Annotated in this window: 8 protein-coding genes and 1 pseudogene; 1 reads left to right on the plus strand and 8 read right to left on the minus strand. The window is 68.8% G+C overall.

The features are described from left to right. Positions 1 to 62: 62 nt before the first annotated feature. The 4 genes from RJT68_RS09545 to RJT68_RS09560 form a co-directional block, all read right to left on the minus strand. On the minus strand, positions 63 to 2192 hold the full coding sequence (locus RJT68_RS09545) for an ATP-binding protein (protein WP_407040125.1): 2130 nt from the start codon (positions 2190 to 2192) through the stop codon (positions 63 to 65). 99 nt (positions 2193 to 2291) lie between these two features. Next, positions 2292 to 4736, minus strand: coding sequence for a heavy metal translocating P-type ATPase (locus tag RJT68_RS09550; RefSeq protein WP_407040126.1), 2445 nt, complete (start codon positions 4734 to 4736; stop codon positions 2292 to 2294). A 75-nt stretch (positions 4737 to 4811) separates the two neighbouring features. After that, positions 4812 to 5246: a DUF3054 domain-containing protein gene (locus RJT68_RS09555; protein WP_407040127.1), complete on the minus strand. Its 435-nt coding sequence runs from the start codon at positions 5244 to 5246 to the stop codon at positions 4812 to 4814. 144 nt (positions 5247 to 5390) lie between these two features. Continuing rightward, positions 5391 to 6284 carry an alpha/beta fold hydrolase gene (locus tag RJT68_RS09560; protein ID WP_407040128.1) on the minus strand — a complete coding sequence of 298 codons (894 nt, stop codon included), beginning with the start codon at positions 6282 to 6284 and terminating at the stop codon, positions 5391 to 5393. Between the two features lie 195 nt (positions 6285 to 6479). Between RJT68_RS09560 and nirK the strand changes: the two genes are divergently transcribed. Beyond that, positions 6480 to 7577: a copper-containing nitrite reductase gene (nirK, locus tag RJT68_RS09565; protein ID WP_407040129.1), complete on the plus strand. Its 1098-nt coding sequence runs from the start codon at positions 6480 to 6482 to the stop codon at positions 7575 to 7577. A gap of 107 nt (positions 7578 to 7684) precedes the next feature. Here nirK and RJT68_RS09570 read toward each other — a convergent pair whose 3' ends face one another. From RJT68_RS09570 to dinB, 4 genes and pseudogenes are all read right to left on the minus strand, one after another. After that, a complete protein-coding gene (locus tag RJT68_RS09570; protein ID WP_407040130.1) occupies positions 7685 to 7813 on the minus strand; it encodes a hypothetical protein in 129 nt (42 codons plus the stop codon). Positions 7814 to 8002: 189 nt separating this feature from the next. Further along, a pseudogene (locus tag RJT68_RS09575) lies at positions 8003 to 8980 on the minus strand (transcription initiation factor IIB). Positions 8981 to 9181: 201 nt separating this feature from the next. After that, entirely contained in the window at positions 9182 to 10447 is a 1266-nt protein-coding gene (locus RJT68_RS09580) for a DnaJ domain-containing protein (protein ID WP_407040131.1), read from the minus strand. A 147-nt stretch (positions 10448 to 10594) separates the two neighbouring features. Continuing rightward, positions 10595 to 12220, minus strand: coding sequence for a DNA polymerase IV (gene dinB, locus RJT68_RS09585; protein WP_407040132.1), 1626 nt, complete (start codon positions 12218 to 12220; stop codon positions 10595 to 10597). Positions 12221 to 12250: the final 30 nt, after the last annotated feature.

The following is a 12250-nucleotide window of genomic DNA, read 5'->3' on the forward strand; positions in this document are numbered from 1 at the left end:
CGGTCGGTACTACGCTACAGCGGCCGCATCGCGCCTACCGAATCGGGCTCGAGCGCTCGCGTTCAGTGAATCGACTCCGAATCGTCCGAGACGCGATCGCCGGGTTCCGTCGTGACAGCCGGCAGTGTGAACGAGAACGTCGAGCCCTCGTCGGGTTCGGAGTCGACCCGGATCTCGCCGCCGTGGCGCTCGACGACGCGCTCACAGAGCGCGAGACCGATGCCCGTTCCGGCGTGTTGCGCGCGACTGTGCAGGCGGTGGAAGACGCGGAAGATCCGCTCCTGATCGCTCGCAGCGATCCCGATTCCCTCGTCGGCGACGGACACCGTCCACCTGCTCCCGTTCCGTTCGGCGAAGACGCGGATTCGCGGCGGCTCGTCGCCGCTGTACTCGATCGCGTTCGCCAGCAGGTTCTGGAACACCTGTCGAAGCTGACTCGCGTCGCCCTCGACGCGGGGAAGCGACTCGGCCGTGATCTCGGCGCTGTTCTCGTCGATTCGGAGCTGCAAGTCCGCGAGCGCGTCCTCGAGCACCTCGTCGAGGTCGACCGGTTCGAATTCGTCGCCACGCGTCTCGACCCGCGAGTACTCGAGCAGCCCCTCGATCATCTCGCGCATCCGGTCGGCGCCGTCGACGGCGAACGCGAGGAACTCCTTGCCGTCCGCGTCGAGCGCGTTGCCGTACCGGCGCTCGATCAGCCGCAGGTAGCTCGAGACCATCCGCAGGGGCTCCTGGAGGTCGTGGGAGGCCGCGTAGGCGAACTGCTCGAGGCGCTCGTTCGATCGTTCGAGGTCGTCGACCAGCGCCTCGAGTTCCGTCTGGTACTGCCGGCGCTCGATCGCCTCGGCGAGGACGTTGGCGACGCTCTGGACGAAGTTGACGTCCTCCTCGGAGAACGTCCTCGTCTCGGTGTCGTGGGTGCCCAGGATGCCCCACGGTTCGCTGATCGGGCCGATGATCGTGCTGATGCCGCTGCGAACGTCGTGGCTACGCAGCAGGTCGGGGCCGCTGAACCGGGTCTCCGTCTCGAGGTCCTCGACCACGACGGGACGGTCGCTCTCGAGGGTGTAGGCGGCCTGGGAGTCCGCTTCGACGGCCGATACCGTCGCTTCGCCGACGAGACCGTCCATCCAGCCGACGCCCTGACGGAGCAACAGCTCCTCGCGCCCGGCGTCGAGGTCGAGCACTTTGCAGTACTCGTTGTCGAGGACGGCCGCCACCTGGCGGGCGGCTTCGTGCATGAGTTCGTCGATGTCGTCGGTTTCGAGGGCGAGCTGGCCCAGGTCGGCCACGACCTGCTGCTGGCGGGTCCGCGCTTCGAGTTCCCGCTCGCGGGCTCTGCGCTCGGAGATGTCGCGCCCGACGCCCGCGAGCACCGTCTCACCGTCGGGCGTTTCGAGCCTCGAGGCGACGAACTCGTACGGGATCCGCTCGCCGTCTTTCGTGCGCAATTCGGCTTCGATCTGAACGCCCCCGGTTTCGAACGCCTCCGTCATCGCGTCGTCGATCAGCTCGCGATCGCCCTCGTCGAAGAACTCGACCGGGTTCATCGACGCTATCTCGTCGTCGGCGTACCCCGTCACCGCGCGGACGCTCTCGTTCCAGCGGTGCAGGGCCCCGTCGGACTCGAGCACGTAGAAGACGTCGTGAACGGCGTCCAGCACTCGGTTCGTGTACGTCCGCGAGTGCTCGAGACGCTCGTTCGCCTCCTCGAGTCGCCCGACCGTCTCCTCGAGTTCCGCCCGCGCGCGTTGGAGGTCCCGGTTGCGCTGCTCGAGTTCCCTCGTTCGCGTTTTCGCGTCCGCGTCGTGGATGCCGGCGGCGAGGCCGGCGACGCTGGCGAGCGCCGTCAGGATGAGTATCGTCGACGGATCGTCGACGACTTCGCCGGGCTGGAGGCTGTACACCCCGAGGACGCCGAACATGACGCCGAAGCCGCCGAGACACCAGCTCGCGATGGAATCGTGGAATTCGTCGAGGACGTCGAACCGGGGTAACCGGTACCCGGAATAGAGGAGGACGGACCCGGGCCCGGCGATGAGCAGCGATACGATGACGACGTTCCCCGGGTGCGTCCCCGCCGCGATCTGGGCGAGCGCCCACACGGCAGCGAGCGCGACGTACAGCGCGCCGAGCGCCGTAATGACTCGTCGGCCGCCGACCGCGGAGATGGCTCGGTTCCACGTGCGCACTGTTCGTCTCTGCGGCGACCGCCGACATGAGGATTTTGTTCTGCGTCACGACAGGCGGGTGCGAGAGCTCGACGGTTCACCGGGAGGTGACGAACCCGCTCACCGTACGACCAGCACCGGCCGGGAGGAGTTGACGACGACGATGGTACTGCTCGCGGCCATCGCGACGGCGGCGAACAGCGGGTTGATCAGTCCGGCCGCCGCCAGCGGAATCGCGACGGCGTTGTACAGCAGCGCCCAGGCCACGTTCTCGCGGATGCGCCGCCGAGTCCCCGCCGCGAGTTCGAGTACGTCCGTGACGGCGCTGAGTTCGCTCGCGGTCACCACCGCGTCGGCGGCGTCGGTCGCGCGGGCCGTCCCGTGGCCGAGGGCGATCCCCACGTCGGCGGCGGCCAGCGCGGGCGCGTCGTTCGTCCCATCGCCGACCATCGCGGTCACGTCCTCGCGCGCCAGCCGACGGACGGTTTCGACCTTCCCGTCCGGCGGGACGCCCGCGAAGACCCGATCGACCGCCGGGTGTTCGCGGAACGCGGCGGTCGCGGCCTCGTCGTCGCCCGTCAGCACGACCACCCGGCGGTCGGCGACCGACTCGAGTACGCCGCGCCACTCGGCCCGCGTCCGGTCGCCGACGACGATCACGGCCCGCGCGCTCCCGTCGTAGCCGACGACGACCGGCAGTCGACCCGCCGCTCGAGCGTCGTCGATCGCCCGCTCGAGGTCGTTCGGTACCGGTCCGACCAGCCGCTCGACGAGCGCGGGCGTCCCGACGACGACGCGCTCGGCGCCGACGGTCGCGCTCACGCCCTCGCCGGGGTGGCGCTCGAAGTCGGTCGGTTCGAGCGCGCGTTCCGTTTCGGACGTCCCCTCTCCGGCCGGCGGCTCGAGGCGGCCGCCGTCGGACGCGATGGGCGCACCGGGTTCGGGCGCTCGCTCGCGCTCCGAGCGGGCCACGATCGCGTCGGCGGCCGGATGCTCGGACAGGCGCTCGACGGCCGCGGCGCGCTCGAGGGCGCCGGATTCGCCGTGGACCTCGTGGACGGTCATCTCGCCGGCCGTCAGCGTCCCGGTCTTGTCGAAGACGATCGTCTCGACGGCCGGAGCCGACTCGAACAGGGTCGCGTTCGCGACGACGATCCCCCGCTCCAGGGCGTCGCGCAGCCCGGAGGCGACCGCCAGCGGCGTCGCCAGCCCCATCGCGCACGGACAGGAGACGACCAGCACCGTCAGTCCCGTCAGCACCGCGTCGCCGGCCGGGGCTCCCGTCGCGAGTCGCCAGCCCGTGACGGCGACCGCCAGGGTCAGCACGAGCGGGACGAAGATCGTTGCCAGCCGATCGGCCAGTCGCTGGACGCCCGGCGTCGAACTCTGGATCTCCCACATGAGCGTCGCGATGCGGTCGAGCGTGCTCTCCGCGTCCGTTCCGACCTCGACGACGAGAGCGCTGTCGGTCACGATCGCGCCGCCGACGACCCGGTCGCCGGGCCGCTTCGTGGTCGGCAGGGACTCGCCGGTGAGGACGGACTCGTCGACGGCGGCTGTTCCCTCGAGGATCCGGCCGTCGACGGGGATGCGCTCTCCCGGCCGGACGACGACCTCGTCGCCGGATTCGAGGCGATCGACCGGCACCGTTTCGGTCCCGTCGGGTCTTCGGCGGGTCGCGTCTCGAACTCGAGCGGCGGTCACGTCCGCCAGCAAGTCGGTCGCCCGTCGCTTGATCCGTCGCTCGTAGTACGTCCCGAGGCCGACGACCATGATCACGGCGACGGTCACGTCGTAGTAGAGGTGCGTGCTGCCCATCGCGAGCGCGACCGTGCTGTAGGCGTAGGCCGAGACGGCCGCGACGGCGATCAACAGGTCCATGTTCGGCTGACCGACTCGCAGGCTCACGTACGCGCCCCGGAGAACGGGATAGCCGGTGTAGCACAGGACGCCGGTCGTCAGCAGGCCGATGATCGCCATCGGGAGGTAGATCCCGACGGGCGAGGTCGCGTCGACCGAGAGGATCCCGGTCTCGATCCCGACGTAGCTCGGATAGAGGTAGAAGAGGTACCACGGCATGATCAGCATCCCCAGGAACCCGCCGACCAGCAGCCGCTGGACCAGTTCGTCGTCGGTGCGCGCCCGCCCCGACGCCGCCTCGTCGTCGCGGAACCGCGCCTCGTAGCCGTAGCCGGAGAGCGCCTCGGGAAGGTCGACCTCGGTCAGTCGATCGGGATCGTAGACGACGCGAGCGGTGTCGGTGGCGTAGCTCGCTTCGACGGTCAGGACCCCGTCCTCGCGCTCGCCCAGCAGCGCGACGAACCCCTCACACGTCGAGCAGTGCATCCCCTCGATGGCGAGAAAGGCCTCGGCGGCACCGTCGGGCACCTCCCGCTCGACGGACTTTCCCGCCCGTTCGAGAACGTCCGAGCGGTCCACGCCGCCGACATCACCGAGCGTCTCGTGGACCTCGAGGCAGCCGCGGCAGCAGAACGAGCCGTCGACGCCGTCGGCGGTCACCGGTCGCTCGGGCGTCGGCAGTCCGCAGAGCGAGCAGGTACTCATTGCACGGTCGACAGTCGCCGACGGAGCGGGTAGGAGTAGCGCCGAACGAGTTCGTCCGCGACGGCTGCGGGTCGGTCACCGCCGCGCGCGGCGGCCGTAGCTCACCGCCAGCCGCCACGGGAGGACGAACGCGAGCCCGAACACGGCCGTGACGAGCAGGAACGTCGGGTGCGCCCCGCCGTGGAAGAACGACGACGCGCGGATTCCCCCTCCGAGCAGGGTCACGGCGAGCCAGGCGACGCCCACGACCCCGACCGTCCGGCCGAACGACTCGAGCGTCGAGCGGCGGTAGGCGCCGAGAAGCGGGGCGACGATCGCCCACGCGAGCACGAACGGCGCGGCGGTCTCGAGGGTGTAGGTCGGATAGGCCCACGGCTCGATTCCGTGGGAGAACAGGCCGAAGCCGAGGAACGCCGTGACGACGGCGGCGTCGGCGACGGCGAGGGCGACGACTGACGGTTCGGAGGCGACTCTGCCGACCGGGTTCGGACGCGTGCGAGATTCGATCATGGCTCTCGAGCGGCGATCACCGCGTGCGATCCGGCGGCGACGGTCCCCGCCTCGGGATTCCGCGGTGGTTCTACTCGGACCGACGGAGACCAGGGGTGCAACTCATTCCCCGAACGTGTTCCGGCGATCGCTCGAGAAAGCGGGCTACGACGCATCGAGGTGCTCGAGAAGCAGTCCGGACAACCGCTCCGGCACCTCGTGTTGCACCCAGTGGCTCACGCCCGGCAACATCTCGAGGCGGCCGTTCGGGCAATGTTGCCTGGCGCCGACGGCCTGCGCGGGGACGAGGGCGCGGTCGTCCTCGCCCCAGACGACGAGCGTCGGCGCGTCCACGCGATTCCGCGGGAGGTCGGGCGGGTATCGCGCGGCCGCTCGGTACCAGTTCAGCATCGCCGTCAGCGCGCCCTCCCGGTGCCAGGAGCGGCGGTACCGCGCCAGTTCCTCGTCGCCGAAGATCCTCGGATTCGCCAGTCCGCGCATCCCTCGCTCGAGAAACCGAAAATCGTCGGCTCGACAGAGCAGTTCCGGAAGCACCGGAAGCTGAAAGAAGAAGACGTACCAGCTTCGAAGCAGCTGCTCGGGGTCCGAGGCGAGAAGCTGGCGGTGCACCGCCGGGTGGGGAGCGTTGACGATCGCGAGGGTGTCGACCGCTTCGGGGCGCCGGAGCGCGAGGTCCCACGCGACGGCGCCTCCCCAGTCGTGACCGACGACGTGGGCCGCGTCCCGTCCCTCCGTCGCGATCAGGTTCGCGACGTCCCTCGAGAGTTCTCGAGTGCGGAACGCCCGAATCGATTCGGGCTTCTCGCTCAGGTTGTACCCGCGCTGGTCGGGGACGAGCACCCGGAAGCCGGCGTCGACGAGGGGGTCGATCTGGGACCGCCAGCCGTACCAGAACTCGGGAAATCCGTGCAGCAGGACGACGAGCGGATCGTCCTCGTCGCCCGCGGCGACGACGTGTAATCGGACGTCGCCGACGGATCGGACGGTGGATTCGACGCCGGCGCTCCAGTCGACCGCTCGGTGGACGTCCGTTTCCATCGATAGTTCCTCGATCGTAATCGACGCCGTGGCGCCGTAAACCGATTCCCCCGCCTATCGTGCGTACTCGTCGGCGTCGCGGATCCTCGCCGGCGTCCGGAACCGACCGAACATGTTCTCCCGTTTATCCACCGTCGAGAATCAACGAGGGGGGTGAGTACTCGGGGGTCCTACTGATAACCGAGGAGAAGGATGATGACTCTAACCCAATCTAACCGGCGACAGTTCATTGCAGCAGTAGGCGCGACCGGCGCCGCGGCGATCGCCGGTTGCTTGGGCGGCGAACAACCCGAAGGCGGATCAGATACCGGCGGTAACGAGTCGAGTACCGAACCCGAGGGACTGCCGGCCGCCGAGGAAGTCACCGTGGACCGCATCGCGCGGGACCCCACCGACATCCCCGCCCCGGTCGACTGGGACGAGCCGCGGGAACACGACATCACCCTGCGGACCACACACGAGGTCGCGGAGATCGAACCGGGCGTTACGTTCGAATACATGACCTTCGAAGGACAGGTCCCCGGCCCGATGGTCCGCGTTCGACGCGGCGACCGGGTCAACCTGACCTTCGAGGTGCCCGAGGAGTCGAACCTCGCGACGCACAACGTGGACTTCCACGCGGTGTACGGCCCCGGCGGGGGTGCCGAGGCGACGACGCTCGCGCCCGGTGACGACGCCGCGACGATCAGCTTCACGGCCGAGTACCCCGGCGCGTTCGTCTACCACTGTGCGGTCCCGGACATGGACCACCACATCAGCGCCGGGATGTTCGGTGCGATCCTCGTCGAGCGCGAGGAGGGCCTCCCCGAAGTCGATCGGGAGTTCTACCTCGGCCAGCACGAGCTCTACACCGACGGGAAAGCCGGTGAGGAGGGTCACCACACCTTCGACTTCGACGCGATGACGAACGAGGAGCCGACGTACGTGCTCCTAAACGGCGAAGCCTACGGGCTCACCCCGGACGGGCACGGCCCCATGGAAGCCGAAGTCGGCGAGACCGTCAGGGTGTACTACGCCAACGGTGGACCCAACCTGACCAGCGCGCTCCACCCGATCGGGAACGTCTGGAACCGCTACTACCGCGACGGGGATCTCGTCTCCGAACCGGGACGATACGTCGAAACGGCCGCCGTCGCACCCGGCACCACCACCGCCGGCGAGATGGAGTTCCCGGTACCGGGGCCAGTCAAGATCGTCGACCACGCCCTCACCCGGGTCACCCGCAAGGGGATGCTCGGCGTGATCGAGGTCGAGGGCGAAGCCGACCCGGAGATCTACGACGACGGCGCCTGATCCCGCGAGAGTCACGCCTCGACCGACTCCGAACGCTCTTTCTCTTTTTCCCGCTTCGACCGATTCGAGACGTCCGGCCGTGGCGGTACCCGGACGGAGCCGTCGCCTCACGTCCAGACGCGCAGGCAGTCGGTCGAACAGAAGTGGAGGTTAACTCGTTCGTCCGACCCGCCGTCGACGTACGTCGTCAGCGTGTAGGCGATATCGTCGTCCGACTCGCAGTTATCGCAGTGCATACTGCGGGATCCACGGAGACGACCCAAGAGTATAGACAGGTTAGAATCCATAAACGTCTCGTATACGTGACCGTCGTGCCGGAAACGGCGTATTTCGACCGCTCGAGAACGATCGTGACGGGTCGGGGCTCCGAGTTCGAGTCTCCGGGAGATGAACACTACACCGCCTTCTCGTCGCCGAGGACCGAATCAGGCGGCCCCTTCGACCTCGAGCAGTTCGTGATAGCGGTTGCGGATCGTCACCTCGGAGATGCTGGCGACGTCGCCGACTTCGGTCTGGGTGACCTTCTCGTTGGTCAGTAACGCAGCGGCGTAGACGGCCGCGGCGGCGAGTCCGACGGGCGATTTCCCGCTGTGGATCCCCTCTTCCTTCGCCGTCTCGAGGAGGCGCCGGGCGATCCGCTCGGTCTCGTCCGAGAGGTCGAGTTCGCTGGCGAACCGGGGAACGTAGCTGACGGGGTCGGCCGGTTTGACCTCGAGCCCCAGTTGCCTCACCACGTACCGGTAGGTGCGGGCGACCTCGTCCTTCTCGACGCGGCTGACGGCCGAGATCTCGTCGAGGCTGCGGGGGGTACCCGCCTGGCGGGCGGCGGCGTACAGCGACGCGGTGGCGACGCCCTCGATCGAGCGTCCCGGGAGGAGGTCCTCCTCGAGGGCGCGCCGATAGATGACCGACGTCGTTTCGCGGACGCTCTCGGGGAGGCCCAGCGCGCTCGCCATCCGGTCGATCTCGCCCAGCGCCTGCTTGAGGTTGCGCTCCTTGGAATCGCGGGTGCGGAAGCGCTCGTTCCAGGTGCGCAGGCGCTGCATCTTCTGGCGCTGGCGGCTCGAGAGCGCCTTCCCGTAGGCGTCTTTGTCCTGCCAGCCGATGTTCGTGCTGAGCCCCTAGTCGTGCATCATGTTGGTGGTGGGGGCGCCGACGCGGCTCTTCTGGTCCTTCTCGGCGGCGTCGAACGCGCGCCACTCCGGCCCGCGGTCGATCTCGTCTTCGGCGACGACCAGGCCGCACTCTTCACAGACGGTCTCGGCGTGCTCCGCGTCGGAAACGACCCGCCCGCCACACTCCGGACAGCGGTCCGTCTCGTCAGTCTCCTCGATCACCTCGTTGGCCTCGCGCCCGGCGTCCCCTCGGACGTCGTTGTGAGTTCGAATCGTAGAGTCGGTCATGGTCTGCGGTCGATCGCTCGAAGACCGATCGTCGGTTTCCGTACTAGGGACGAATCGCGCATAAAAACTCGGGTCGCAGTCGCTTGCTGCGACAGTCGCCGCGTCGGACGGGTTCTCGAGCGATGCGGTAATACGCGATTACTCACGACCGAACTCGTTCGGGGCCGTCGAACGCGATCGAAACGGACGGTGCGTCGCGGATCACCGACCGAAGCGCTTGCGGATCCGCACGCGCAGCGGGAGTCCGACGCCGCCGAGGAGCGGCGCGAGGACGAACGCGACCAGATCGACGGGGAGCGAGTGATCGATCGCGAGTCCGATCGCGAGTCCCGCCGCGGGAAACCAGACCGCGATCGCCCACAGGTACGACGGTGACCACGCAGAACGAACCGAGCGAGACCGCGTGCGGTGGACGATCACGCCGAACAGCAGCGGCATGAGGACGGCCCCCGAGAGCAGCGGTCCGCCGAGCAGCGTCGTCGCCAGTCCGACCGCCAGAGAGACGACGATCAACTCGTCCGTCGTGATCGGCCCCCACGTGTCCGGTCGCCACCCGACTCGAGCCGCGAGGACGAGCAGGAGGGAAAGTCCAACGAGGCCGGCGAGCGCGCCGTACCACTGTAGCGTCGGCAGCGGCGCGGCGACGAATTCGACGCTCGAGACGAAGACCGCTGGCGTCTCGATCCCGTGGCGACCGCCGGAGAGGAGCGTCCAGAGACCGTTCGGGTCGGCGCCGACGGCGCGCAGGTCGGCGAGCAGCGCCGCGAATTCCGTTCGATGGACGAGCGCGAAGTGACCGAGGCCGACGAGGTAGAGCACCACGGACGAGAGGAGCAGCGGCCACGACACCTTCCGTCTGCGCCACCACCGGAGGACCGCGGTACCGCTCCCCGCTCCCGACTCTGATCGGCGCGAGCGGCCGCGTGCGGTCGCGCTCGTCGCCGAGGCCGTCGTCCCGCCGTCGGTCGCCCCCGCCGAAGCGGACGCGGCGTTCGATCCCGTCCTCGTCCTGCCCGTATTCGACCCGCCCGTGCTCGAGGCGTTCGACGTCCTCGAGGTGGCCGACCCGCTCGAGGACGTCGTGCTACCGGCGGACGTCGAACCGCTCGAGGAAGCGGAGGCGGCGGACGCGGACGCCGAGTCGTCGCTCGAGTCGTCATTCGATTTGGTCTCGTCCGCGTCGGCGTCGTCGGTTCCGTCCGACGACCGCCAGGTCTCGGGCGACGGAATGCCGGAGGTCCGTTTGGCGACGTAGTCGCGGTGGCCGAGTCGATCGTACGCCTTGCGCTCGACCGGATCCCCGAGGATGTCGTAGGCCTTCTTGACCGCGGTGAACTGCGCCTGCGCGCGGTCGTCGTCGTTCAGGTCCGGGTGATAGAGACGCACCTTCTCGCGAAACGCCCGTTTGATCTCCTCGCTGGAGGCGTCGCGAGGCACGTCGAGAAGGTCGTAGAAATCCTCGGTCATGTGAAGTGTGAAGTGTGAAATTATGCGATTGTCGTCCGCTTCTGACGTTAGCAACGAGCGCTTATAATTTCAATGTTCTCGCCGCTTTCCCGTCCTTGTCGACCGAACCGAGATGGTCCTGTCGCCCGTTCGCTCGCCGACGGTCGGTCACTCGTCGGGGGTAACCCCGGAAAAATCCGCGAGCGTGGACTGCCCCGGCGGAAGGCTCGAGCGCTCGTCCCCTCGAGGGCGGCCCTCGCTCGACGGTGTGTCGCCGTTCGACCCCCGCTCAGTCCCCGAGGCCGAGTCGCCGGTCGATCTCGCTTCGCCGTTCGAGTTCGATTCGTCGGCCGAGTTGGCGTCTATCGTCGATTCCGGATTCGCGCCTCCCACCGATTCCGGGTCCGTGCTGGCCTCCGACGGCGAAGGGGAATCGACCCCCAGCGGGGTTCCCTCGTCGATGATCGCCCACGCCGACAGCCCCACCGCCGGACCCGACTCCGCGTCGGCGGCGTCGGCTCCGCTTCCGTCCGCCTCGAGGTCCGTCCCCGCGTCGGTGACCGGCTCGTCGTCGGTACCCGTTCCGGCGTCGGGTTCCGTCTCTCGGTTGCCACTCGAAGCTTCCTCGACCGCCGTACCCTCCCAGCCGTCGAGGCTCGCCTGGTCGGCCGCGGCGAACTCGAGGTTCGCGACGCGGACGCCGAGTTTTCTGACCGGAACGTCCTCGAACTCCTCGAACAACTCCCGCGCGATCCGCTCGACCAGGTCGGGGTCGTCGATCGGACCGGGAAGGGATTTCTCCCGCGTGTTGACGTCGTACGGCGGGAGGACGGCCTTCACGCCGACGGTCCGGTAGAGGGCGCCCTCGCGCCGGGCGCGATCCGCGACCGCTGCCGCGAGCGTCTCGATCTGTTCGTCCTTCGGTTCCGACTCCGCGACCGGTTCCGCGAACGCCGATTCCCTCGAGAAGCTCTTGGGCTCGCCCTTCGGCTCGACGACCCGATCGTCCTCGCCCCGGGCCCGCTCGTACAGTTCTCTGCCGCGCTCGCCGAAGCGTTCGATCAGCGGTTCCGGATCGGCCGCGGCGACGTCGCCCGCGGTCTCGAGCCCCATCGATCGCAGTTCCCGGGCCGTGACCGGGCCGACGCCGTGGAGCAGGTCGACCTCGAGCGGGGCGAGGAACTCCCGGACGGAGCCCGGTTCGACGACGGTGAGGCCGTCCGGCTTGTCGAAGTCGCTCGCGATCTTTGCAGCGCTCATGGTGGGGGCGACGCCGACGCTGACGGTCACGCCGACCTCGCGGCGGATGCGGTCTTTCACGTGCCGAGCGTAGCCCTCGGCGACCTCCCACGCGGTCCGTTCGGTGACGTCGAGGTAGGCCTCGTCGATGCTGACGATCCGGAGGACGTCCGCGCAGTCCCGGAGGATCCCGCGCACCTCTGTGGCGATCTCCTCGTAGTAGTCCATGTCGACGGGCCGGTAGTGGCCCGTCTCCTCGACGTCGAGGTCCGGGTCGGTCCCGGCGTCGACCCGTCGAGGGAGGCGCTCGAGGGCCGTCGAGATGGCCTGAGCGCTCTCGACGCCGAATTCGCGGGCCTCGTAGCTCGCGGTGGCGACGGCTCCGATCGAATCGCCGGGTTCGTACCCCATGCCGACGACGACGGGTTCGCCGCGCAACTCCGGCTCGCGCAGGCGCTCGCAGGAGGCGTAGAAGCAATCCGCATCGACGTGGAGGACGATCCGGTCCTCAGACTCGGGGCGATCGACGCCGGGGAGCCGCGAGCCGTGGGACATTCGGTTAGCAGTCGGTTCGTGCGCTGGCTT

This window comes from Halovalidus salilacus (assembly GCF_031852275.1).
Taxonomy (GTDB): Archaea; Halobacteriota; Halobacteria; order Halobacteriales; family Natrialbaceae; genus Halovalidus; species Halovalidus salilacus.